Annotated in this window: 27 protein-coding genes; 9 read left to right on the forward strand and 18 right to left on the reverse strand. The window is 66.2% G+C overall.

What is annotated here, in order from left to right:
- Positions 1–11: 11 nt before the first annotated feature.
- The 4 genes from QUS11_05375 to QUS11_05390 all read right to left on the reverse strand — a co-directional run bounded on the left by QUS11_05375 (position 12) and on the right by QUS11_05390 (position 2,555).
- Entirely contained in the window at positions 12–614 is a 603-nt protein-coding gene (locus QUS11_05375; GenBank protein MDM7992725.1) for an SEC59/DGK1/VTE5 family protein, read from the reverse strand.
- A 10-nt stretch (positions 615–624) separates the two neighbouring features.
- Positions 625–1,704: a hypothetical protein gene (locus tag QUS11_05380; protein MDM7992726.1), complete on the reverse strand. Its 1,080-nt coding sequence runs from the start codon at positions 1,702–1,704 to the stop codon at positions 625–627.
- Positions 1,701–2,051, reverse strand: coding sequence for a PilZ domain-containing protein (locus QUS11_05385; protein ID MDM7992727.1), 351 nt, complete (start codon positions 2,049–2,051; stop codon positions 1,701–1,703). Before QUS11_05385 ends, QUS11_05380 begins: the two co-directional genes overlap by 4 nt.
- A gap of 72 nt (positions 2,052–2,123) precedes the next feature.
- Complete coding sequence (locus tag QUS11_05390) at positions 2,124–2,555, reverse strand: hypothetical protein (protein ID MDM7992728.1); 432 nt, start codon at positions 2,553–2,555, stop codon at positions 2,124–2,126.
- A gap of 222 nt (positions 2,556–2,777) precedes the next feature.
- On the opposite strand from QUS11_05390, the gene QUS11_05395 reads away from it, so the two are divergent.
- Positions 2,778–3,122: a hypothetical protein gene (locus QUS11_05395; protein ID MDM7992729.1), complete on the forward strand. Its 345-nt coding sequence runs from the start codon at positions 2,778–2,780 to the stop codon at positions 3,120–3,122.
- Between the two features lie 63 nt (positions 3,123–3,185).
- Here QUS11_05395 and QUS11_05400 read toward each other — a convergent pair whose 3' ends face one another.
- Both QUS11_05400 and QUS11_05405 read right to left on the reverse strand, forming a co-directional pair.
- Entirely contained in the window at positions 3,186–3,695 is a 510-nt protein-coding gene (locus tag QUS11_05400) for a hypothetical protein (GenBank protein MDM7992730.1), read from the reverse strand.
- A gap of 219 nt (positions 3,696–3,914) precedes the next feature.
- Positions 3,915–4,388: a hypothetical protein gene (locus QUS11_05405; protein ID MDM7992731.1), complete on the reverse strand. Its 474-nt coding sequence runs from the start codon at positions 4,386–4,388 to the stop codon at positions 3,915–3,917.
- Positions 4,389–4,556: 168 nt separating this feature from the next.
- Between QUS11_05405 and glgB the strand changes: the two genes are divergently transcribed.
- From glgB to QUS11_05445, 8 genes are all read left to right on the forward strand, one after another.
- Positions 4,557–6,776: a 1,4-alpha-glucan branching protein GlgB gene (gene glgB, locus QUS11_05410; protein ID MDM7992732.1), complete on the forward strand. Its 2,220-nt coding sequence runs from the start codon at positions 4,557–4,559 to the stop codon at positions 6,774–6,776.
- Positions 6,777–6,795: 19 nt separating this feature from the next.
- A complete protein-coding gene (locus tag QUS11_05415) occupies positions 6,796–7,125 on the forward strand; it encodes a DUF503 domain-containing protein (protein MDM7992733.1) in 330 nt (109 codons plus the stop codon).
- Positions 7,122–7,538 (forward strand): secondary thiamine-phosphate synthase enzyme YjbQ, encoded by a 417-nt coding sequence (locus QUS11_05420; protein MDM7992734.1) that lies wholly within the window; start codon positions 7,122–7,124, stop codon positions 7,536–7,538. The genes QUS11_05415 and QUS11_05420 overlap by 4 nt, the downstream gene beginning before the upstream one ends.
- Positions 7,539–7,562: 24 nt before the next feature.
- Positions 7,563–8,825, forward strand: coding sequence for a CBS domain-containing protein (locus QUS11_05425; GenBank protein MDM7992735.1), 1,263 nt, complete (start codon positions 7,563–7,565; stop codon positions 8,823–8,825).
- Positions 8,815–10,074 carry an Nramp family divalent metal transporter gene (locus QUS11_05430; GenBank protein MDM7992736.1) on the forward strand — a complete coding sequence of 420 codons (1,260 nt, stop codon included), beginning with the start codon at positions 8,815–8,817 and terminating at the stop codon, positions 10,072–10,074. The genes QUS11_05425 and QUS11_05430 overlap by 11 nt, the downstream gene beginning before the upstream one ends.
- 73 nt (positions 10,075–10,147) lie before the next feature.
- The gene (locus QUS11_05435; protein MDM7992737.1) at positions 10,148–10,741 is read left to right on the forward strand and encodes an RNA polymerase sigma factor; all 594 of its coding nucleotides are present in this window, start codon (positions 10,148–10,150) and stop codon (positions 10,739–10,741) included.
- A complete protein-coding gene (locus QUS11_05440; protein ID MDM7992738.1) occupies positions 10,738–11,187 on the forward strand; it encodes a hypothetical protein in 450 nt (149 codons plus the stop codon). The genes QUS11_05435 and QUS11_05440 overlap by 4 nt, the downstream gene beginning before the upstream one ends.
- A gap of 4 nt (positions 11,188–11,191) precedes the next feature.
- Positions 11,192–12,061 (forward strand): PDZ domain-containing protein, encoded by an 870-nt coding sequence (locus QUS11_05445; GenBank protein MDM7992739.1) that lies wholly within the window; start codon positions 11,192–11,194, stop codon positions 12,059–12,061.
- A 39-nt stretch (positions 12,062–12,100) separates the two neighbouring features.
- Here QUS11_05445 and QUS11_05450 read toward each other — a convergent pair whose 3' ends face one another.
- The 12 genes from QUS11_05450 to QUS11_05505 form a co-directional block, all read right to left on the reverse strand.
- Positions 12,101–12,832 (reverse strand): SprT family zinc-dependent metalloprotease, encoded by a 732-nt coding sequence (locus QUS11_05450; GenBank protein MDM7992740.1) that lies wholly within the window; start codon positions 12,830–12,832, stop codon positions 12,101–12,103.
- Entirely contained in the window at positions 12,829–13,518 is a 690-nt protein-coding gene (locus QUS11_05455) for a methyltransferase domain-containing protein (GenBank protein ID MDM7992741.1), read from the reverse strand. Before QUS11_05455 ends, QUS11_05450 begins: the two co-directional genes overlap by 4 nt.
- 7 nt (positions 13,519–13,525) lie before the next feature.
- A complete protein-coding gene (locus tag QUS11_05460) occupies positions 13,526–14,857 on the reverse strand; it encodes a radical SAM protein (protein ID MDM7992742.1) in 1,332 nt (443 codons plus the stop codon).
- The gene (locus tag QUS11_05465) at positions 14,854–16,458 is read right to left on the reverse strand and encodes a hypothetical protein (protein ID MDM7992743.1); all 1,605 of its coding nucleotides are present in this window, start codon (positions 16,456–16,458) and stop codon (positions 14,854–14,856) included. The genes QUS11_05460 and QUS11_05465 overlap by 4 nt, the downstream gene beginning before the upstream one ends.
- Positions 16,452–16,805 carry a hypothetical protein gene (locus QUS11_05470; GenBank protein MDM7992744.1) on the reverse strand — a complete coding sequence of 118 codons (354 nt, stop codon included), beginning with the start codon at positions 16,803–16,805 and terminating at the stop codon, positions 16,452–16,454. Before QUS11_05470 ends, QUS11_05465 begins: the two co-directional genes overlap by 7 nt.
- Positions 16,802–17,671 (reverse strand): SDR family NAD(P)-dependent oxidoreductase, encoded by an 870-nt coding sequence (locus tag QUS11_05475; GenBank protein ID MDM7992745.1) that lies wholly within the window; start codon positions 17,669–17,671, stop codon positions 16,802–16,804. Before QUS11_05475 ends, QUS11_05470 begins: the two co-directional genes overlap by 4 nt.
- A gap of 34 nt (positions 17,672–17,705) precedes the next feature.
- Positions 17,706–18,608, reverse strand: a complete 903-nt coding sequence (locus tag QUS11_05480) for a diguanylate cyclase (protein ID MDM7992746.1) — start codon at positions 18,606–18,608, stop codon at positions 17,706–17,708.
- Positions 18,609–18,727: 119 nt separating this feature from the next.
- Positions 18,728–20,041 carry a DEAD/DEAH box helicase gene (locus tag QUS11_05485; protein MDM7992747.1) on the reverse strand — a complete coding sequence of 438 codons (1,314 nt, stop codon included), beginning with the start codon at positions 20,039–20,041 and terminating at the stop codon, positions 18,728–18,730.
- Positions 20,042–20,336: 295 nt separating this feature from the next.
- Positions 20,337–20,615 (reverse strand): hypothetical protein, encoded by a 279-nt coding sequence (locus QUS11_05490; protein MDM7992748.1) that lies wholly within the window; start codon positions 20,613–20,615, stop codon positions 20,337–20,339.
- Between the two features lie 149 nt (positions 20,616–20,764).
- The gene (kbl, locus tag QUS11_05495; GenBank protein MDM7992749.1) at positions 20,765–22,006 is read right to left on the reverse strand and encodes a glycine C-acetyltransferase; all 1,242 of its coding nucleotides are present in this window, start codon (positions 22,004–22,006) and stop codon (positions 20,765–20,767) included.
- Between the two features lie 95 nt (positions 22,007–22,101).
- The gene (locus tag QUS11_05500; GenBank protein MDM7992750.1) at positions 22,102–22,752 is read right to left on the reverse strand and encodes a hypothetical protein; all 651 of its coding nucleotides are present in this window, start codon (positions 22,750–22,752) and stop codon (positions 22,102–22,104) included.
- 54 nt (positions 22,753–22,806) lie between these two features.
- On the reverse strand, positions 22,807–23,889 hold the full coding sequence (locus QUS11_05505; protein ID MDM7992751.1) for a hypothetical protein: 1,083 nt from the start codon (positions 23,887–23,889) through the stop codon (positions 22,807–22,809).
- Positions 23,890–23,922 lie beyond the last annotated feature (33 nt).

Below are 23,922 nucleotides of genomic sequence, written 5' to 3' on the forward strand. Positions count from 1 at the left end.
GATTCCGGGCGTCAGCCCGGGATCAGCAGCTCCATCACCAGCCCGGAGATGACCGGTATGCGGAAGTTGTCGTCGAGCGGGATGTCCACCAGCTCGACCACCGTGGCGGCGAGGGAGCCGGCGATGAGGGCGAAGGGAGTGAGGTGCCAGCCGAAGAACGGGCATATCAGGAGGAGGACGGCGCTCGCGAAGAGGCAGCTCAGAAGTGCGGCCAGACTGCCCTCGAGGGTGCGGCCGCACACCAGCCTGATCCTTCCGTAGCGCCGTCCCACGAGAGCCGCCATGCTGTCCCCCAGGCTGAGGAACAGAAGCGCCGCGACCGCGGTCTCCTGCCTGTAGACCAGGATCGTCAGCGCAGCCGAGGCCACCAGGATGGTGGAGCCGGTGATCCCGCCCTGCCTCTCGTGCTTCCGGAGGAGCTCGCCGAATGCGGACATGAAGAAGGCCTTGAACCCGTGGTTCCTGAGCTTGAGGTAGTCGACGAGCAGGAGCAGCAGTGCGGCCCCGGCAAGGACCATCACGAGCAGGGTCTTTTCCATCAGGAGGGCGGCGAGGGGTATGACTATCGACGCCAGGTGGACGGCCTTCCTCAGGAGCTCACCGCTGAAAGTCATTCGACCGGGGTCAGATGCCTATGCCGAGCGAGATCCTGTGGGTGTCGTCGAGGTCCTCGTGACCCAGGAAGGCGTAGTCGAGGCTGACCGGGTGGCCCATCACGCCCAGCCTCAGCCCGGCTCCGGCGGTGAACGAGCCTTCCGACGACCCGAGCCTCAGCGCGACGCGGTTCCTCACGAGCAGCTCGGTGCCGAAGTGAGTGTCCAGACTGACGTCGCCCACGTGGTACTGGGCCGAATACCTTCTGCCCTCGAATCTGAAGTCGCCGTCGGCCGCAATCGTCACCACTGTGGAGAACCTGCCGAGGTTCCATCTCGTGGAGGCGCCCAGCTTGGCGGTGGGGAGCACGCTCTCGTTGCTTCCGGTGTCCCAGAAGACGTGCGTCCCGAACGTGTCCTGCACGTTCAGACCCGCGGAGAAGACCTCGCTAGGGGTCCACCTGACCCCGGCGTCCAGACCCACGCCGAACGCGCTGTGGTCCATCAGCGTGCGCTGGATCACCTTCATGCTGGCGCCCACGGAGAGCAGCTCGTCGACGGGGCGCGCCCAGGAGAGGTAGAGTGCATAGTCGACGGCGCTGCCCCAGGAGATCCTGCCCTCGTCGTAGATCAGCTCCTCGCCGGGGTCCCATTCGCCGTTGTTCTCGGTGCCGCCGGGATTCGACGTGGGGTCGAAGTCGTCGTTGCCGGAATCGCCCGGGACACCCTCGCCGTCCGCGCCCGCGACCCCGTCGGAGCCGGTGTCGAACCACTCGAGGTCCGTCGTGTCGGCTATGTCGCCGGCGTCGGTCCTGAAGAGGCTCGCGGAAACGGCCGAACCGCCATAGGGCTGTGCATATGCGAGATAATCGTACTTGACCATGCCTCCGAACCTCTCGGAATGCATGAGCTGGATCTGGCGCCCGTCGAGGCCCGTGAGTCCGGCGGGGTTCCAGTAGGCGGCGGTGGCGTCGTCGGCCACCGAGCAGAAGGCCCCGCCCATGCCAAGCGCGCGGGCTCCGGCCCCGATGTACATGAACTCGCCGGCGTACTTTGCGGAGGACGCGGGGAGAGCCAGCAGGAGCAGCGGCGCGATGGCGGACGGTTTCATGACCTCTCCCCCGTGCGGTTGCCCGAGACGAGCTCGGCTATGAGCGCCCTGTGCTCGTCCCGTATGCTCGTGAAGAACATCCCCAGACCGAAGCTGCCGTCGGGCAGCTCCTCCTCGCGGATGACCACCGCCCTCGCAGGGATCACGAACCTGTCGTCGAGCCTCAGTACGAGGTCGACCCTCGTGAGCTCCCCGAGCCTGTCGCGGGATGTGCAGTAGATCCCCGAGGCGCTGAGATTGAGCGCAGCGACGGGGAGGGCCGGCATGTTCTCGACATTGAGGCTCACGCCGAGGTCGACCCTCGCGCGCGGGCTTCTTCGCCTGTCAGTCTCCACAGTCTCGGGCACCGCCGACCTCCATGCAGTCGGAATCGAAGTTAGCTCCGGCCCGGCCCGCTGTCAACGTGGAATCCGGGCTCCTCACGCCTGCACAGCGGGCGGGGCGGCCGCCGCGGGCTCGAAGAGCGCCCTGACTTCCCGCTTGTTCAGCTCGACCAGGGTGAGGATCCCGAGGATCGTCCCGAACGGCATGAAGAAGCATGAAAGCGCAGCGACCACGGTGCACAGCGTCAGATGCCTCGCCCTGCCGAGGTTCCGGGCTCCGAGGAAGAGCATCACGGCCAAGGAGAGGACGACGAGCGTCCCTGCGAGGCCTATCCCGCCGAAGATGAACCCGAGTATCGCCGGCGGAGCATCCTCCACACCCTTGGATTCGAACAGGGCCGGCGCGAGGCTGAACATGACGCCCATGCCCAGGTACAGAAGGGGGATCATGGAGAAGAGCGAAACGAACCCCGCAAGCACGTAGTGGAAGATGGAGAAGAGCTTCAGATTGGAATCCTCGATCGTCATCACGCCCTCCCGGGGTGGCTGCGTTCCAGGGGTACGACCATCGGCGCGGCGAACTCCCTCGAATATAGCCCGGCCCGCGGAGTTGACACCACGCCGCTCATACATGACAATATCCCGGTCCGCGAGTGATGGTTCCCGTTCCGTGGAGGGCGGCTCGGCACAGGCGGAGCCGCACGAGATGGGAAGCGTGGCGATGCCGCGCTCGTTCCTGAAAGGGGCACGATGGATCCGAACTACACTTTCACGCAGCAGGAGATCGACGAGGGCAAGGCGATGGCCGGAGTCGCCTATCTGACCTGGATAGGCTGGCTCATCGCCTACCTGACGGGCAAGGAGAACAGGTTCACGCTGTACCACTGCCAGCAGGCCCTCGTTCTCCTCATCGGCATGCTCCTGGTAGCCATCCCCATCCTCGGATGGATCTGGGGTGTGTTCTGCCTCGTACTGCTCGTCATGGGCGCCCTCAACGGCTTCGGAGGCAAGGCCGTCCCCCTGCCGGTCATCGGCCAGTTCGGCTTCAAGCTCAACCTCCTGAAGCCTGATCAGGGCGCGGCTCCCCAGGCGTAGACGCCTTTCCGGCACGACGAGGGGCGGGGCCGAAACCCCGCCCCTCTGCTTTGACAGCGGTCTTCAGTTCCAGTCGGCGATGCCGTCGACCACCGAGCCGTGCTCGCCGCACGGACAGGCGACCGTGAATCCGTCGGAATCGATGCTCAGCGTCACATCCGCCCCGCAGGACGGGCAGGACGGATCCGTGGCGGCGTCGAGCAGGCCTGCGGAGGAGAGTTCCGAAAGCGTGCCGTACCTGCCGTTCTTGTCGAAATAGACGGCCTCTGCATCAGCCACGGCCCGCATGTGGACCCGGCAGGTCGTCTCCTCCAGGAACTCCCCCGCCTCGCCCGCTCCCCTGACCGCGCAGGAGGCGCAGCCGACCCCGAGCGCCGCGCAGGCGAACAGGGGCGCCAGGATCGACAGGATGATGCCCGATATGCCCAGAACCGGGCTCCGCTCCCTGACCGCGAGCGAGATGATCCCGAGAACCAGGCCCACAAGGGGCAGCCAGCAGAAGCACACCGAGAGGATCCCGAGGGTGTTGCGCCTCGGAGCCTCACCGCCCGGGCCGCGATCATCCCCGGCCATGGACGTTCCTCCATCTCGCAGTTCGGGTTTCGATGTCATGCCGCAGTGACCGGAACGGGTGACAAGTCCGGGTCATGCGCGATCCGGGATATCATGACCCAGCAGACCAACCGGCAGACCATGCCGGGCTCGAGGGTCGGGATCTCGCGGGAGAGCACCGGTTCAGGGCCTTCCGCATCGAGAGCCGGTGGATATCTCCAGGGCGACCGGGGCCTGGTGTCATCGAGTCACGGCCGGCGCGGCAGGTGCGGGAGTCGCAGCCAGCAGGTTCGACGCACGGGCGATCCTGACCCAGAAGATGATGAAGCAGATCAGGAAGCCGATGCCCACCAGGAAGTTGACGAACGGGATCCAGAGGAAGAGGGCGAGCAGGCAGGAGACCAGGCCGAAGGCGATGCCCGTGTCCGCCGCTTCGGGCGGGACGCCGCGCCTCCTGAGCTCGTTCCCGACGCAGGTGCTCGTGGCTCCCACCACCACGAAGTCCCACACCAGGGAGAAAACGGGTATCAGGCTCAGCCATACGAGCCCGGGGCTGAGCGACCGCCTGTCGTACGGGCATCTCCCCAGGGCCTTCTGGAGAGTGGCCAGAAGGAATATCCTGGGAAGCAGGAGAACGGCGCAGGAGCCCAGGAACATCGCCAGGCTGAACGCGCCGTCTGCGGGGTCGAAGCTGTCCGGAACCTTGTAGAGCATGCAATCCCTCCATTCGCATCACCGGCTTCGCCGGAGCGGGGCCGGCGTACCGCTCACTGTTATCTCCCCTGCGCGGGCGGCGTGTCAAGAACTGCGGTGTACCGGAACGCCCCTGCCAGCCTTATACTCCGGCGCAACAGGCGACATTCCTTCGGGACTGGAGGCGCGATGTCCGGGGCTACAGCGCTCACAGACGCCGAGATCGGGGCGATCGTCCGCGGAGAACCGGCCGACCCGTTCGCTCTCCTGGGCATGCATCCGCTGGGAGGGCCGGGGGGCGGCGCGGTCGAGATACGAACGTTCTGCCCCGCGGCGTCTGCGGCCTTCGTGACCCCGGCGGACGCCGGCAGGATCCCCATGGCCCTCGTGCACCCCGACGGCCTTTTCGTCTGGTCCTCGGGGAAGCCTTCGAAACCCTTCGCGTACGTTCTCTCCTTCGAGACCCCGGACGGCGGGAGCTGGTCGACGGAGGATCCCTACTGCTTCCTGCCCCAGCTCGGCGACCTCGACCTCCACCTCTTCAACGAGGGCCGGCACTGGAGGGCCTATGACGTCTTCGGCGCCAGACCCTGGAGGGCGGGGCCGGTCGAGGGCGTCCTGTTCTCCGTATGGGCGCCGAATGCATCAACGGTGAGCGTCACTGGCAACTTCAACGGCTGGGACCGCAGGCGTCACCCGATGCGCTCGCGGGGGCCGTCGGGGGTCTGGGAGCTGTTCGTCCCCCGGATCCTGCCCGGGGAGTTCTACAAGTTCTCGGTGACGGGCCGCGACGGAATCACGCGGGAGAAGGCTGATCCCTTCGGGGCCAGGTTCGAGCTCAGGCCCGCGACAGCCTCCGTGGTGACACCAGCCTCCGGATTCGAATGGACCGACGGAGCCTGGATGGAGCGCAGGGCAGGGGCGTCGCGCTTCCGCTCCCCGGTCTCGGTCTACGAGGTGCATGCGCCCTCGTGGCGGAGGCCCGGCGACGGCCGGCGGTTCCTGAACTATCGCGAGCTCGCGGAATCGCTTATCCCGTACGCCTCGGAGGCAGGCTTCACCCACATCGAACTCCTGCCCGTGATGGAGCACCCCTTCGACGGATCGTGGGGATACCAGACCCTGGGGTACTTCGCCCCCACCAGCCGAATGGGCTCCCCCGAGGATTTCGCGTTCCTGGTGGACAGGGCCCACTCGGCCGGGCTCGGGGTGATACTCGACTGGACCCCGGCCCACTTCCCCTCCGATGCCCACGGGCTGGCAAACTTCGACGGAACGGCCCTCTACGAGCACGCCGATCCAAGGCTGGGCAGACATCCCGACTGGGGCACACTGATCTTCAACTACGGGCGGAACGAGGTGAGGGGCTTCCTGGTGTCGGCCGCCCTGTCGTGGTTCGACCGCTACCACGTCGATGCCCTGAGAGTGGATGCCGTGGCGTCGATGCTCTACCTCGACTACTCGAGAAAGCGCGGGGAATGGATCCCCAACCCGGAGGGAGGGCGGGAGAACCTCGATGCCGCAGCCTTCCTGCGCGAGCTCAACGACAGGATACACAGCCTCCACCCGGGTGCGTTCACGATAGCGGAGGAGAGCACGGCGTGGCCGGGTGTCACGAGCCCTCCGTGGGCCGGCGGGCTGGGGTTCTCCTTCAAGTGGAACATGGGCTGGATGCACGACACGCTGGGCTTCATGTCGCTGGATCCGGTCTTCAGGAAGCACCACGTGGAAAAGCTCACGTTCTCGCAGCTCTACGCCTACGGCGAGAACTTCGTGCTGCCGCTCTCCCACGACGAGGTCGTCCACGGCAAGGCGAGCCTGCTGGGGAAGATGCCCGGGGACGACTGGAGGCGGTTCGCCAACCTCAGGCTGATGCTCGCCTACCAGTGGGCCCACCCCGGGAAGAAGCTGCTCTTCATGGGCGGAGAGATCGGGCAGCGGACGGAATGGGACCATGACGCCCAGATCGACTGGGGACTGCTCGATCATACCCCGCACAGGGGGATCCTGAGCCTTGTGCGCGATCTCAACCGGCTCATCCGGAGCAGGCCCGAGCTGCACGAGCTCGACCACGACCCGGCCGGATTCGGATGGATAGACTTCAGCGACACCGCCAGCACCGTCGTCTCCTTCCTCAGGCGGGACTCCTCCGGCGGGCACGTGGTCTGCGTGTTCAACTTCACCCCCGAGCCCAGGAGGGGATACAGGATCGGCGTCCCGTCGCCGGGCGGGTACTCCGAGCTCCTCAACACGGACGCCTTCGAGTACGGCGGGTCGGGTGCCGGCAACATGGGCGGCGCGGAGTCCGAACCCTTGCCAGCACACGGCATGCCATGCTCGCTCGTGCTCACCCTCCCGCCTCTGTCCGCGATCTTCCTCTCCCCCGCCGGTCCGCGGGGCCGGCCGTGAGCCCGCGGGAGGCCCACAGATGCGCGACACCCCCGGGCCGAAGGCCTGGACCGGGATACTGCTAGCCGATCTCAGGTTCCCGGGCGCACACACGCTGAAGGAGCGAAGGGGCGACCTGGTCTCCATCCGTGACAGGCTGAGGCGGCTCGGCTTCTCGGTCGCCCAGACCGGCCCTCCCGACATGCCGGGCAGGGCTTGGCTCGCGGCCTCCTGCACCGCAGGCACTCCCGGCGCGGTCGAATCCCTGCTCTCGCGTGCCGAATCCATTATGCTCGAAGCTTGCGTGGAGGTCGGCTCCATCGAGACAGGGGTCTGCCTGTTCGATCCTTCCCCGGAGGACGGCACATGAGATCACTCAGGAGGGAACTCTGGTTCGAGATTCCGGCCAGGCGCGGCTTCGTCGACATCACCGACCGGGTGGAGGAGGCTGTCGCCGAAAGCGGGGTGTCGGAGGGGCTCTGCCTCGTCAATGCGATGCACATAACCGCGAGCGTGTTCGTGAACGATGCCGAACCCGGCCTCCACAGGGACTTCGACGACTGGCTCGAGGCTCTCGCCCCGCACGAGCCCGTGTCGTCATACCGGCACAACAGGGGCGAGGACAACGCGGACGCGCACCTCAAGAGGCAGATCATGGGCCGGGAGTCCGTGCTCGCGATCACCGGAGGCGCCCTCGACCTCGGGCCTTGGGAGCGTGTCTTCTACGGTGAGTTCGACGGCAGGCGCAGGAAGCGCGTGCTAGTGAAGATAATCGGCGAATGAGACCCAGTTCGGAGGAGGTGGGGCATGCCCGAAGGCAGCGTGTTCCTCTACCTTTCTGATCTCCTCGGGAGAAGGGTCAGGTCCTCGGACGGATCCTTCTCCGGCAGGCTCGTGGACCTGGTGGCCTCGTTCTCCGAGAAGTTCCCGGAGATAGAGGCTGCGATCTTCTCGACCCGCCACGGCAGGAGGACCATCCCCATGGATGCGCGGCTCTGCGGGGCGCTGCTCTCGGGCGGGATCATGGAGGGCGGAGCCTCGGACGCCGAGCCTCCCTCCGACCCCGGCTGGCAGCATCTCCGCAGGGTGCTGCTGGACAAGCAGGTGGTGGATGTCAAAGGCGCCAAGGTAGTTCGCGTCAACGACATCCATCTCCTCGCCCACTCAGGCCGGATGTTCCTGGTTCATGTCGACATAGGCCTCACCGGGCTCGCCAGGCGCCTCGGGATGGGCGGCGGGCTGTCGAAGGCCATCGCCGCCCTGGGCGGGAAGGCCAAGGACGAGCTGGTCTCCTGGCGGTTCGTCCAGCCGCTCCCCGCGGCGGGCAACGAGCCGGTGAAGCTGACGCTCAGGCAGGAGCAGCTCAGGCAGCTCCATCCCGGAGAACTGGCGGACATCATCGAGGAACTGGATCCGGGCGAGAGGCTTGCCATGGTGCGCTCGTTCGACACCCCGCAGGTGGCCGACGTGCTGGAGGAGGCGGAGGAAGCAGTCCAGGCAGCCATCATCTGCGATCTCGACTCGGCCACCGCGGCCGACATCCTCGAGGAGATGGAGCCGGCGGCGGCCGTGGACATAGTGGGGATGCTTCCCGAGCACACCCAGCAGGACATAATGGCCGAGATGGAGGACACCGACAGGGCCCTGATCGAGAGGCTCTCCCTGGCCGGGGAGGACACGGCGGCCTCTCTGATGACTGTCGAATACCTGTCCTGCCCGGTTGGCGCGACCGTCGGAGACGCGCTCGGGATACTGTCCGGGAACGCAGCCGGGGTGCAGTTCATCGGCTACATGTACTGCCTCGAGCCGGAATCCGGCCGGCTCTCCGGTGTCCTGTCCCTGCGGACCCTGCTCTCGTCACCGCCGGAAACCCCGGTGGCGGGGCTGATGAACCGCAGGCTGACCTCACTCTCGCCCGACGACGACCTCGACCGCGTTGCCGAACTGTTCATGAAGTTCAGGCTGCACGCCCTGCCCGTGGTGGACGGATACGGGGCGATGGAGGGCATCGTGGCTTTCGAGCATGCGTTCGACGAGCTGCTCCCGAGGCTTGCGCGGCTTGCGGGCTGAAGCGGGGGCGGAGCCTCGCAGATCGGGCCTCCTGAGGCGGGCGGCCCTCTTCCTGGCCGTGATGGGCCCCGGCATCATCACGGCCAACGTGGACAACGACGCAGGAGGCCTCGCGACGTACAGCCAGGCCGGGGCCCAGTTCGGCCTGAGGCTCCTCTGGCTGATGATCCCGATCACGATCTTCCTCGTCATGGTCCAGGAGATGGTAAACCGGATGGGCGTGGTCACCGGCAGGGGCCTGTCGGACATGATCCGCGAGAGGTTCGGCGTCAGGGTGACGTTCTCTCTCATGCTGCTGATCCTGGCCACGAATTTCGCCAACATCACAGCGGAGTTCGCCGGCATCGCCTCGGCCGGCCAGATCCTCGGTCTGCCGCCTTCGGTGGCGATCCCGGTCTGCACCGTGCTGGTTTGGCTGCTGGTGACGAAAGCCAGCTACAGGATCGTCGAGAGGGTGTTCCTCGTGGCGTGCGTCTTCTACCTGGCCTATCCCCTGACGCTCTTCATCATGCGGCCCGATCTCCCGGCCATCTCGAGGGCCTTCGTACAGCCGGACCTCGACCTCTCGGGGCCGTTCGTGGTGATGGCGGTGGGGCTCATCGGCACGACGATCGCTCCCTGGATGCAGTTCTACCAGCAGGCCTCCGTGGCCGAGAAGAACATCCCGGTGAAGGACTATGCCTATTCCAGGCTGGACACCGTCCTGGGCTGCATCGTGGTGAGTCTGGTGGCCTCCTGCATCGTGATAGTCTGCGCCGGTGAGCTGTACGCCTCGGGCATCCCCGTGGAGAGCGCCGCCGACGCGGCACGGGCCCTCGAGCCCCTCGCCGGCAGGCTCAGCTCCTACCTGTTCGCCTTCGGGCTCCTGAACGCGTCGGTATTCGCGGCGAGCATACTTCCCCTCTCGACGTCCTACACGATATGCGAGGCATTCGGATGGGAGTCCGGGGTCGGCAGGGACTTCAGGTCCGCCCCGCAGTTCTACGTCCTCTACACGGCGCTCCTCGTGCTCGGGGCGGGCTCGATGCTCATCCCGGGCATCCCGTACATGAAGGTGATGTTCTGGTCTCAGGTCGTGAACGGACTGGTGCTGCCCGTCGTGCTCGTCTTCATGCTCATCCTGGTGAACGACTCCTCGCAGATGGGAAGCCATGTCAACGGCAGGCTCTACAATGCGATCTGCATCGCAGTGATAGCCCTGGTGGCGGCCGTGAGCCTCGCGATGCCGGTCACCCTGCTCGTGCAGTGACGGCCTGGAACACGGAGGCGGGGTTCCGGTATAATGCCGAGAGAAGATCACAGGGCCGATCGCGGAGGGTGAAGTGGCAGTCAGGCTGGTCAAGGGTCGACAGAAGGTCAGGGACGAACGCACCGATTCCGAGCTGATGATCGCCCTGTGCAAGGGCGACGAGGCCGCGTTCTCCGAGGTCATCAGGAGGTTCCAGGGTCCGGTCTACTCCCTCCTGATCAGGATGCTCGGAAACGAGGACGACGCCGAGGAACTGCTCCAGGTCACGTTCTGCCGCGTCCACCAGTACAGGGACCACTACGATCCCGAACGCCCCCTGGTGACCTGGATCTTCACCATAGCGAGCAACCTGGCGAAGAAGGAGTGGAGGAGGAGGTCCCACTGGATGCAGGTCCCCGAGGATTCGGTCAACCTGACCAGCCCCGTGGCGACCACGCCGCATTACGAATCCGGAAGGCGGGAGCTCCGGGCCTCCCTCGAAGAGGCCATCAACAGGCTCCCCGTTCACTACCGCGAACCGTTCCTGCTGCGCGAGGATCAGCAGCTCACCTACGAAGAGATCTCAGAGGTCCTCGGCGTCAGGATAGGCACCGTCAAATCCAGGATAAACCGGGCGAGGGCACAGCTGAGGGAATCCCTCAGCGAGGCATGGGAGCGTTGGAGATGAAATGCAGGGAAGCCCTCGAACTGATGGACAGGGTCATCGACGGCAGGTCGGGCCCCGGCGAGGAGCAGCTCCTGCACTTCCATACCGCCGGCTGCAGATCCTGCAAGCGCATGCTCGATATGAACAGGGACATCTCCAGGGTCTTCCGCGAGATCTCACGGCCCGAGCCCCCGGCCGATCTCGAGGAGCGCGTCAGGACAAGGCTGGCCGCCATGGAGGTCCGGCCCAGGAGCCGGATCCGCAGGAGATACGCAGTGGCGCTGCCCTTCGTGGCCGCTCTGCTGATAGCGCTGGGACTCACGCTGGGCGGCGGCGGGGGACAGATGCAGAGCACGATCGACGCAGCGGCGGAGAAGGCCGAGAACGTCGGCGAATCCTGGAAGCACGACGTCACCACTCCTCCCCTGACAGCCTACATAAGGCCAGCCAGCCTGGTCACTTTCTGATCCCATGATCCTCCATGCCGTACTGATGGCGGCTCTCGCCGCGCAGGCCTCCTTCCCGCCGGTGGTGACGATCCGCCGGGAGAGGGTGCCGGGAGTGACCGAGCTCTCCACCGGCGTGGCCATCTCGGACAGGCATGTGGCCGCGCTGAGCGCCTTCGCGGGGCCCGACTCGCCCCTGTTCGTCGAGTACGACGGCGAGCTCTACGAACCCGACACGGTCCACATCTGCCCCGATCTCGGCATCGCGATACTCTCGTTCGGGGACGACGTCTTCGACGAGTTCTCCAGGCCCGGGAGCCGCGTGCCCGGGACGGGGGAGGTACTGAACCTGGTCGGGCAGGGCATCTCCGGCCTGATCTCCATTTCCGCCAGGGTCGAGCGCCACTACGACGACGGCGCCCTCCTGCTCTCGGCCCCGAGGATGGAGGGGCTGATGGGCGCATGCGCCTTCGACTCCTCCGGAGTCCTCGTCGGGCTGGTGACGGGCGTGGTGACCTACGAGAGCCGCTCGATCACGGCATCGGCCATCGACTACCTCGCGGTCATCCCGACCCAGATGTGGTACATATGGGCTGATCTCGCCATGCAGGGCGCACCGAGGAACGACGTCCCCTTCGGCATCACGGCCACGTCCTGCTCGGCCGGTGCGGATACTGGCAGGCCCGCCGGGGTTCTCGTCGTCGCGGTGGACACCGGCAGCATGGCGGACGAGTGCGGGCTCAGGCCGGGCGACGTCATCACCAGGGTGGACACGGTGAGGACCTACCACCCGGAATCCGTGAGAGGCCTCCTCATGCAGTCGGCCGACAGCCTGGAGGCCGAGGTCTGGTCGCGGGGATCGAGCCGGAGGGTTTCGCTCCCGCCCATCCACTGAGAACCCGCCCGGTCGGCCACTTCCGGATTCCGCCTCCGGCTATCTGCACTTCCGTAGATAATCCCTGCAGCTCCGGCAATCCGGAACCAGACCGGCCAGGAGGCTCCAGAACTCCCTCCCGTGGCCCTTGACCAGGATGTGACAGAGCTCGTGGTAGGAGGTGTACTCGACGATCGCGACCGGGAGCCGGGACAGCTGCCTGTTGAGCGTCACCATGCCGGATGCGCTGCAGCTGCCCCACAGCGTCTTCATGTCCCGGAACCTCAGACCGGCGGCTGTCCTGCCCGTCTCCGCCCGGAACCTGGCCTGGCACATCCGGAACACGCTCTCCAGCTCACCATCCAGGAACACCCTCAGGGCCTTTTCGACGGAGACGGCCGTGGCGCCCGCCGGAGCATGCACGACGAAGCATCCATCCTTCTCGACCCGGATCCTGCGGTAATCCCCGATCTCCACCCGGACGACCCCGGTTGCTCCGCGGTATGGGAATCGCGCCCCTTCGGAGGCGAGAACGTCCATGCTCGGCAGACCGGTGGCGGCAGGGACCGGAGCGGCATGCGCGCGCGACTCCTCGAGCTTGCGGACGATCCAGGCGGCGTTGGACTCAGCGAACTCCCTGGCCCTGCTCTCGGAAACGCCTGCGGGGACGACCAGCTCCGCCCTCCCGGCCGACACCCGCAGGCTCACCCGCCTGGCCCTGGTGCTCCGGCGCACGGAGATCTCTATCCCGGGCGACACTCCGACAGATACGGTCCGGGGAACGCCCGTCACCTCGCGCATACCGCCCACTTCACCGGGAGATGGAGAGGGCCTGCGGGGGCGGCTCCGCCGTCATCGAGGACGCCGGGAAGACCCGAGAGGAAACCTGCATCGAAAGGCCTGGCCGAAACGGTCGAACCCGAGTGGATCACCCGCAGGCCGGACCTCTCGAGGAGTCCGGGCAGCATGCCTGCCAGTGTGAGATCGAGGCCGTCGTCAGCCATGGAGCGCTTCACCCTCGAGAGCAGGCCGGGGTCTCCCGGGAATTCCGCGGAATCCCAGTCGTACTCCCCCAGCACGGCCAGCCTCCCTCCCCCTCCGAGGCATCCCCGGATCCTCCGCAGGAATTCCGCGGGTTTCCCCAGTTCGAGCAGGACGTGGGAGAGGAGAACGATCCCGGAGCGGGGAAGAACCGCGGTTTCGATGTCGCACTCGACGGCATGGAGTCTCGCGGTTCTGCTGCATGCGATGGAGAGAGCCTCCGCGTCGCGGTCCATGCCTGTCAGCACCGCATCCGTGAGCATCGAGACCTCTTCGAGAACCAGCCCCGTGCCGCATCCCGGCTCCAGCACCGATCCGGCGGACCTCAGGTTCAGGAGGCCGTAGATGAAGCGCCTGAGCGCGGCCGTCTCGCAGGCCTGCCTTCGGTAGACCGCATCCCTGGCCTCGAGGGGCAGGCAGTACCATCCCCCGGGCATGGCAGTCTCAGGGGTTGGAGAGCATGTCGGGGCAGGCGACCCCGGGACCGCCCGCAGGAAGCGGGCAGCCTCCCCCGCAGAGGTCCCTGTCGCTGCACTCCCGGCACTCTTCACCAAGCCAGTCCCTTTCGCGGATCGACCGGAAGAGACGGGAATTGTAAATACTGTCCCAGGAGTCGGTGAGCAGGTTTCCAGCCTTCTCGTAGTAGCTCTGGCACGGTATGACCGAACCGTCCGGCTCGACGCAGATGTTATACTGTCCCGCCGTGCACCTCTTGGGCCCCAGCCCGAGTGCGACCGGGTCGAGATCGCAGTACCTGGTCGGCGAATACCAGATCATCCTCATCCCCAGCCGGTCGGCCTCGGATCTCACCCGCAGGAGGATGTCGCAGGTCTCGTCCGGCGAGAGCTCGACGCCCGAGGTCGGCCCCCGGCCGCTGTGGATGATGCTGTTCATCGCGAAGGCACCTATCCCGAGGCTCTTCAGGAAGCCGGGCATCGCGGCGGCGGTTCCGGCGTTCAGCCTCGTGACGGTGGTGTTGGTGATGGCGTACATGCCCGCAGCTGCGGTGTTCCTCAGACCCTCGACGGTGCTCGCGAACGAGTCGGACCGTGTCATGCCGTTGTGGACCCGTTCCTCGGGGGATTCCAGCGTGATCTGGACGTAGTCGAGGCCGGCCCCGGCCAGCGTGTCGATGTATGTCCTGTCGGCGAGCCTGACGCCGTTGGTCAGGAGTCCCGCAACCATGCCGATGCTCTCGGCATGGGCTATCAGATCGGGCAGGTCGTCTCTCAGCGTGGCCTCGCCTCCAGTGAAGCAGGCGTGCGGCACCCCGGCATCCCACAGGATGCCCATGATCCGGCGCCAGGAGTCCGTGTCCAGCTCGGTGCTCCGCCTGTCTCCGTTGTAGCAGTGGAGGCAGTCGACGTTGCACCTGTAGGTCAGGGCGAGATCGGCCCTGAACGGTGCCTCGACCGGCACGGAGAAAGGCTCCAGCCTGTCGAGCCCCAGGAACTCGACGGGGCAGGCCGACCCCTCCTCCAGGAACGCATCTATGGCCCGCCCGACGGAATCGATGTCCGTCCCGGCACGACCGGACCCGGTCCTGTACAGGCCCCTGATCCTCTTCACCGCCTCGCGGCGCGGCACCCCCTCGAGGACGAGCCATGCCATGTCGCAGGCGGTCCGGTTGAGGTGCACTATCTTCGAGGCGTCTATGGAGAGCACGCCGCTCCCGTCCCGCCCCACCCTCAGGTGGACCCTCCTGGAGCCGCGCCTGTAGTGGTGGAGCCCGGCGGGTGCGATCGGGCCCGGAGGAGTCCTGTCGAAGAACTTCATCTCCCACCTCCGGCGCAGGCGCAGGCGCACCCGGCGCATGCGCACGCGCAGGCGCAGGATCCGCCGGACCTGCCGCTGGAGCCCGAGCTCACTGGGACTGGATTCGTCACGGCCGTGACCCCGGAAGCCAGCGAGGAGAACGAGGACACGATGCCGCCCGCAGCCGACTCGAGCGAACCGGCGATTCGGGAGCAGGCCTGGACGATGCTCACGTTGCCCTGGCCGGTGACCAGGCGGCCGGTCGCATGGGAGCCGATGGTCCTTATGGGTATGTAGGCCGCCGCCGGCAGCCTGCCGACCCTATCGTCGAAATCCTTGTCCATCATCATCCACTGTAGCTGCTCGCCCAGGACGGCGCCCACGGTCTCCGGGGTGCCCGCCTCGGATGCCGTCTTCCAGGCCGTGGAGATGATCGATCTGTAGTACTCCCTCGTCTCACTGGCGGAGAAACCGGCCATCTTCTCCTTGAGGTCCTTCACCATCTCGACGAAGACCTTCTTCAGGCCGGCCGAATCGGCCTTCACCGCACCCTGCGGGTCGTCGGCGAGAGCCTCGAGGAAACCCTTCTCATATACGTGGAGACCGTCGGGTATCGGGGATCTCTTCCTGATCACGGGCCGGGCGCCTGGGACGGTCCCGTCGGACTCGAGATCGACGGCGCCCTTGAGCACGAGCCCGTAGAGGATGAGCGCCGAAACCTTCTCCAGCTTCAGCTCCAGGAGTATCGCCGCCATCGGGGCCGTGAGCCCCCTCCTGATCCCGGTGCCCTCGACCCCGAGCTTCGGCGGCAGGTAGTCGAGCTTCCTGCGGTCGGCGCTGCTCACCGCGTAGATGATCAGTGCGAGGAAGCCGATCGGGAAGGCCGCTCCGCAGATCACGGGACAGGCGTTCTGGATCAGGGACCAGTTGATGCCCCCGCCCGAACCGTATGACTGCCGCGGGGCGTCCGAAACCTCCACCGATAGCAGGGAGGCGGGATACGAGACGCCGATGGTGCGGGCGGAGGACATGGCCGCCTCCATGCGCCATTCGTAGACGACCCTGCCGTCGTCGGAGATCCATGCGCCCGTGAAGGGCGTGCCGTGGTACCTGACGGACGCCGAATCGGCGCCGGGCGGGAAGGCGAAGGAGATCACGCAGTCGCTCTCGCCCTGGACACAGGATGGGTCGAACCAGGTCGGCGCGAACTCGGTGGAGGCGTATGACGGATCCGAGGAGTCCCTGAAGGCCATGCCGGGGTTGTTCCCGCTCACCCTCAGAACGGAGGTCTCGCCGGGCATCACGGCAGCGTCTCCGAGCGGGATCTCCACGCCCACCGGGATGTACTCGGATGGCCTGATCGTCGTGAGGGGCGTCCCGTCGATCTCGGCGGCCACCGAAGAGATGTCGTAGTCGCGGGTGGGGAATCCGATGTCCACAATGTCGATGGGGTCGGCGCCCGGCATGCAGTGGAAGGTGATCTCGTAGTATATCGCGAGAGTGGCGTCCTCGTCGAGGGACACGTTGCAGACATACTTGGGGATCTCGAACCTGTAGTTCTGGGCAGCCGCGGGAATGGCTGCGGCAATGAGGGCAGAGAGCCAGATGCAGCGCGCTACCATTTCGGGGCTTCCTCGACCTGGTACTCGGACTTGCAGTAGGGACATGTTATGAAAACAGCGCCGGCTCTGACGGCCACATCCTTGGAGGACAGCGCCCCGCCGCACTTGCTGCAAGTGATCTCCTGCAGCTTGACGTCGCCCGAGAACTCGATCCTCTGTGCGGGGGCGCCCTGCGAAGCGTCCCTGCGCCCCTTCCTCCCCGAATGCACGTACAGGAAGATGCCCACCCCGCACAGGACGGCGCCTATGATCATTCGGGGGATCATGTTCCCGCTCTGCCCGATGTCGGCCGATGCGATGAAGAAGACGATGCCGAGGATCAGCACGATCACAGCCAGGAATCTCATCGGCTCCCTCCCTGCCCGGGTCTGCCTGCGCCCGGACCGTCCAGTCCGAAGAACCTGGCCATGAGCCGCACCGCGAGCTCCTTGCCCAGGATCCTAACCGCCCAGTGGGCCTTCAGGGCATTCATCCCCACGACATAGAGGAACCTCGGGTTCCGGCTCGTCGCAGCCCGGTAGACCGCTTCGGCCACCCTCCGGGGCGGCATGCCCAGGCTGCTGTCTATCCCCGAGACGACCCGCGCGTAGGCGAGGTCCACTGCCGGGTCGCCGCAACCGGGGAAGCCGTTGCCGGTCTCGTTGAAGCCGGTGTCCACGTTTCCGGGGCGCACCACCGAGACCCTTATGCCCCTGTGCGAGAGCTCGGTGGCGAGGCACTCGTAGAAGGCCTCCATCCCGGCTTTCGACGCCGAGTACATGGAGGACATAGGAACGCCGACGCTGGCGGCGATCGAGCTCACTCCCACCAGCCTCGCACCCTTGTCCAGGAGGGGCAGCAGGTCGCGCACGAGCCTGATGTGGGAGGTGAGGTTGGTCGACATCACCCGGTCGATCTCCGTATCGGGCAGGAGTTCGGCCGGCCATGTCCCGTGGACGGCCGCGACCACTACGAGCGCACCTATCCGGATGCCGCCGTCCTCCATCCGCCCGGCGGTCCTTCGCACGGACTCACCGTCGTTCATGTCGAGGACGATCGTCGAAACGGACCCCGGACCGGGCGGCAGGGACGATGCGGCGTCCCCCAGTCGCGCCGGGTCGCGGTCGGCGAGCAGGATGTCCCATCCGTTCCGGCGGAACAGGCCGGCGGCCGAGCGGCCGATGCCCCCCGCCCCTCCGACGATCATGGCGTAGGCATTCAGGCGTACGGGCATCAGATCCTCCATGCTGGTTCCGGGGGCATCGGCGCTATCCGCTGCACAGGCGGTCCTTGCCGGCTCGCTTGCTCTCGTATAGCAGTCCGTCCGCACGCTTGACCATCGCCTCCAGGGTGTCCCCGGGCACGGGGACGGTCGCCCCGATGGAGACGGTGATCCTGAGGGACAGATCGCCCGTCCTCACGTAGGATGCGCTGATCAGCATGCGCAGCCTGTTGCCGACCGCGGCGAGGCTCTCCGGCGAACAGCCGTCGACTATCACCGCGAACTCGTCACCGCCCCATCTCCCGACGAAATCCGAAGGGCGGGCGTTCACCGTGAGGGTCGCGGCGAGGGACTTCAGCACCTGGTCGCCGGTGTCGTGCCCGTATGTGTCGTTGAAGCTCTTGAAGTCGTCTATGTCCATGAAGAGCAGGCCGAAACCCCTGCCGACCGCCCCGGTGCGGCTCAGCCTCTCGGTTATCTCGCTCTCGAGCCGGTTCCTGTTGGCGATCCTGGTGAGATCGTCGAGGTAGGCCATCTCCTCCAGCTCCCTGATCCTCGACTCTATGGCAGACCTGCGGCTCGAGTCCGAGAAGAGCTCGACGCTCCCTATCAGGTTTCCCGACGCATCGGTGACCGGGCTGATGCGGATCGAGACGGGAACCCTGTGCCCGTCCCTGTGGTGGAGGAAGACGTCGGCCTCACGGTGGACTCCGTCGGCCAGGGTCTGTGCGAGCGGACATGCGCCCGTGCAGAGGTTCATCCCCTTCGAGTCGACATGGTTGAGTATGCTGTCGGCACAGGACGAGCCCGTGACTTCGGCCGCGGTGAAGCCCGTGATCCTCTCGGCGGCCTTGTTCCAGAACACTATCCTCCGGTTCCTGTCGACCACGTAGAGCCCTTCGAACAGGTCGTCCAGGATCAGGTCGCAGGATGCACCGTCCAGTATCAAACCCCGGATCCATCCCCTCTTCCGGCCATGCTCCGGCCGATGCTCTACGATACAAAGACGGGGGGCGGGGACAAGAGGCCGCCCGAAGGCGGCCTCCGCGTCCTGCCGGGAGGGGCGGACTAGCGCCTGCCGCGCCTCCTGATGCCGTTATAGACGAGCCTGGAGCCGGGAGTCCCGCCCCCCGCGCCACGCGCGCCGCCGCCCGTGTTCCGGGACATCCGGAAGGCCTCCTCGGAGTGGAATGCGTGTTCCTTCTCGGCCGGCACGGGCTCGCCGAGCAGGCGCTCGATGTCTGCGAGGCTGGCCCCGTCCTCCGAAGTGCACAGCGAGAGTGCGTCGCCGGCTGCTCCGGCCCTGGCGGTGCGGCCGATCCGGTGGATGTAGGTCTCGGCCTCCCGGGGCATGTCGTAGTTGATCACGTGCGAGACGTCCTCCACGTCCAGCCCCCTGGCCGCCAGGTCGGTGGCGACGAGGACCCTGCACCTGCCGTGCCTGAACTCCTCGAGGGACCTGGTGCGCGCAGCCTGGCTCTTGTTCCCGTGGATGGCCTCTCCCTGTATGCCGTTCACCTGGAGCTTCCTGACCACCTTGTTGGCCGTGTGCTTCATGCGGGTGAAGACGAGGGCCTTGGACACCTCGGGATCGTTCAGGAGCGAGACCAGGAGCGCATCCTTGTTCCCCTTGTCCACGAAGAGGACCTTCTGCGAAACGAGTTCCACCGTGGGTTGTTCGGGGGATATGGAGACCCTGACGGGATTCCTCACCATGGTGCCTGCGAGATCCACCATGTCACGAGGCATGGTGGCCGAGATGAACATGGTCTGCCGTTCCGCCGGCAGGTGCGCGAGCACCCTGCGGATGTCGGGGATGAACCCCATGTCGAGCATCCTGTCCACCTCGTCGAGGACGAAGATCTCCACCCTTTCGAGGCGGACGAACCCCTGTCCCATGAGATCCAGGAGTCTGCCCGGAGTCGCGGTCAGGATGTCCGTACCGCGGGTCAGGGCCGCGGTCTGCCGCGACTGGTTCACCCCTCCGAAGATCACGGCATGGCTCAGCCGGAGGTGTCTGCCGTAGGAGCCGATGCTCTCGTCTATCTGAGCCGCGAGTTCCCTGGTCGGAGCCAGGATGAGCGCACGGGGCGAACCCGGGACCGGCGCCCTGCGATCGGCGTAGAGCCTCTGGAGCATCGGGAGCGCGAAGGCTGCCGTCTTGCCGGTGCCCGTCTGGGCCGTGCCCATGATGTCCCTGCCGGCCAGGAGGTGAGGTATGCACTTCTCCTGGATCGGAGTGGGGGAAGTGTAGCCCTCTGCTGCGATGGCCCTCCTGATCTCGGGGATCAGGGCCTCGAACACGCCCTCCGGATCCGCTGCACGGGCCCGTTCCGCTGACGACCCCGCCGTCGTGGCTGCCGTCTTCGTCTGTTCAGTCATTTTCTCCGTGTCCGGCTTCGTTGTTACAGATCTAGACCCGCCGGACGCGTGGTGGAGAAACGGCCGCACAAGCGCGGCTGCGGGCGATCCATTTCAAATCGTGAAGGCCCGCGGTGAGCAGGCTCTCTTGAGGGGGCGGCACATCCGCGGAAACCGGCAAAAGAGGCATTCTCAGGTCAGGAATATATGCACTGTCAGAATCCGACGCAAATCGCGGGCTTCAAACATGCGGAAACAGCCTTTCCGGCAGCATTCTTCGAGGTCTTCGATGCCGGGCCGGCTCCGGGACGGCTGTTCAGCGGGTCACGGAGCCGTGAGGCCGTGCGATGCGGGCGGAGATCAGCGTCAGCACTCCAGCCGACAGCAGGGCCGCCCCTGCCCACCTGATGCCCGATGCTGTCGAGGAATGGCGGGCATATTCGGCCGCAATGCCCGGAGGCGGGTCCTGGTAGGGTATCCCCGCGAAGAGGACGTCGTAGACGAAGCCCGCGATCACCGCGATCAGCCCGGCGGCCAGCAGGGCCAGGGCGGCCTTTGCCAGCGGGGACGACCGGGGCCGTGCAGGGGTGTTCATGATGCGATTCTATCAGGGCTTCCGATTTCGGACAAGAGCCGGGCTGTTCGGGTTCCGGCGGTACCGCGGACCACGGGCTCGACAGGCATGGTCTCGAAAAGTCGAGGCGGGGCCGGAGCCCCGCCTCTCCTGCCGTACGGGACGCGCCGCTAGATGACGGAGTGCTTCCTGCCGACCTTCACGAAGGCCTCGATGGCCTTGTCGATATGGTCCTTCGTGTGCGCGGCCGAGAGCTGGACCCGGATGCGGGACTGCCCCTTCGCCACGACGGGATAGAAGAAGCCTATCACGTATATCCCCTCGGCCAGCATGTCCTTCGCGAATGCCTGGGCCACGGGGGCGTCGTCGGGCGTGAACTTGGTGAACATGATGGGGACGATCGCGTGGTCGCCGGGGAGTATCTCGAAACCGGCGGCAGTCATCTTCTCACGGAAGTACTTCTGGTTCCATTCGAGCCTGTCGCGGAGCTCCGTGGAGCCGCTCAGGACCTCGAGGACCTTCATCGTGGCGCCGACTACCGACGGGGCCACGGTGTTGGAGAAGAGGTAGGGGCGGGAGACCTGGCGCAGCCAGTCTATGAGGACGGCGCGCCCGCTGGTGCAGCCGCCGCTGGCGCCGCCCAGGGCCTTGCCGAACGTGGTGGTGATCAGGTCGACCTTGTCCATGACGCCGAAGTACTCGTGGGTGCCGCGGCCGGTCCTCCCCACGAATCCGGAGGCGTGGCTGTCGTCGACCATCACGAGCGCGTCATACTTCTCCGCGAGCGCGCAGATCCTGTCCAGCGGCGCCAGGTCGCCGTTCATGCTGAACACGCCGTCCGTGGCTATCATGCGGTACTTGCAGTTCCTGACCTCTTCGAGCTGGAGCACCCCCTCCAGACCGAGCTGCTTCTTGCCGTCGAACTCGCACTCGCCCGGGCCCATCTGGATGTGGGAATAGACGTATCGCTTGGCCTTGCAGAGCCTCACGCCGTCGATGATGGAGGCGTGGTTGAGCTGGTCGGCGATTATGGCGCAGTCCTGGTCGAGGAAGGGCTCGAAGACGCCGCCGTTTGCATCGAAGCAGGCTGCGTAGAGGATGGTGTCCTCGGTGCCCAGGAACTCGCTGACCTTCTTCTCGAGCTGCTTGTGGATGTCCTGCGTGCCGCAGATGAAGCGCACGCTGGACATGCCGTACCCGCGCCTGTCGACGGTGTCCTTCGCGGCCTGGAGGACCGCGGGGTGGCTGGACAGGCCGAGGTAGTTGTTGGCGCAGAAGTTGAGGACCCTGCGCCCGCCCACCGTGATCTCGGCGCCCTGGTGGGACTCTATGATGCGCTCCTCCTTGTAGAGCCCATCCTTCTTCTTTGTCTCGATCAGCTTCGACAGATCCTCGAAGATCCTCCTGGACATCTCCTCACCTCTCTGTACTTATGTAACTGGGATATGACGGGACACGACATCGCTAATCTAGCCGCTGCCCCGCCCGGGGGGAAGTGCCGGGCCGCCTATTCCACCCAGTCCAGCCTCACGCCCAGGGGATCGGGATACGTGAAGGTCCCGAAGGGGGTGTCTATCGACGGCTGGATCTCGAGCAGGAGCCTGCCGAGGTGATCGTCGTCCCTGAGATCGCCGTCTATCCCTCCGACCGCCAGGGCGAGGTCGATGAAATCGAGCGCATCCATGGCCGACAGCACCTGGACTGCGTCGAAGCCGATGTCGAGAGGCAGGATCGTCGTGGTGGAGTCGCCCGGCACCTCGAACGGGTCGAGCCACTCGCCCGAGGCCACACAGGTCGTGTCGAAGCCGGCTCCCGACTCGGTATCCATGTAGAGGTCCCACGGCATCGACAGGATCGTGGCCGCGGCCAGCAGGAAGCCGGAGGAGCCGTCGTTGGGATTGTGTATCCCGACGTTCAGGATCATGTCGACGGGCACCTCGCCCTCGGCCCAGTACGAGACCACCTGGATGACCTGGGCGGCGTCGAGTTCTGAGAGGTTGTCCAGCTCTATCCCGCAGATGGTGAAGTCCTCGGTGTTCTCGAGCCTGAAGGACAGATTCGAGAATCCTAGGGGATCGGTGATGCTGCACGAGCACGAAGCCGCCATGATGACGGCCAGGGCGGCCGCGAACAGGTTCCTGGGAGACATCTCATCCACCTTTCCTGCAGAACACTTCGGTCCATGGCGGCACCCCCCGGTGGGCCGGCACGTTCAGAACCAGCGCCAGTCGACCGGAGCCCTGGCCGAAACGACATCCATGGCGGCCTGGGCGATGACGGCCGCCTCCCCGGGTCCTATGCCCCCGGGAACGTATCCGGCGCCCTGTGCGCTCTCCCCCGTCAGGAGCGAGTAGATGACGCAGGCCGCGAGGTACGTTCCGGTCATCGTGGGATGGCTCTGGTCGTCCTCCCACAGGTCCAGCGACGGTTCCATCCCGAGCGCACTGAGCCAGGCCGTCCCGACCGGGGCGACGGATGCGTCGAGATGAGCCCCCGCGTACGAATAGGCGTATTCCAGATCTGCGAGCGTCCCGGGGGCGTACTCCCTCGGCCAGGTCATGAAGAAGCCCGTCCGGCCTCCGCGGGCCGTGACGAGCGAATCGAGGCGGAAGGCATACTCCCACATGCTCCCGGGATCCTCGATGGGCCTGAGGCTCTGTTCCTGGAGTATCACGAGATCCCACTCCCGCGACTGCAGCAGCATCCTCAGCGCAGGGTCGTGGAAGTGGTCCTCCAGGGTGGCGCCGCCGACGGTGTATCCGGCGACCACGGTCTCGAGGACGGGGAATCCCCCGGAAAGAAGCGAGTCGACATGGGCCGGGAGCCCTCCGTTGGCGTAGGTGTAGCTGTTCCCGACGAACAGGAGCGACAGCGGGGGATCCGGAGGCAGGAACCCGCCCGCGGACGCCTCCGCCACGAACAAGTCCTCGTTGATCCTGTATCCGGCATGCACTTCGAGGAAGGCCGGATCGCCCGTCATTTCCGGGAGGGCGAGGGGGACCGCATCGCATCCGCCGTCCTCGTGCCGGAACAGGACGAGTGCCGAAGAGGAAGGCGGCAGGGTCGTCAGCGCCTCGCCCGCCGCGAGGGTGTCGCCGGTTTCGAGGGCGAACGTGTCGGCTCCCAGGACCAGCGAGACGCCCGACGCCCGCTGGGAGGACGGATCCAGGAAGGGCATGCAGTTCATGACGACTTCCACGTCGAGATGGACTACATCCTGAGGATCGGCCGGGCCCGACGCGCACGCCGCCGCGACCATCAGAACGACTGCCGCCGCGAACCGCGCCTCCCTCACCTCATCCCTCCGGCCATCACCCTCCGACCTCTA

The organism is Candidatus Fermentibacter sp., assembly GCA_030373045.1.
Lineage (GTDB): Bacteria > Fermentibacterota > Fermentibacteria > Fermentibacterales > Fermentibacteraceae > Fermentibacter.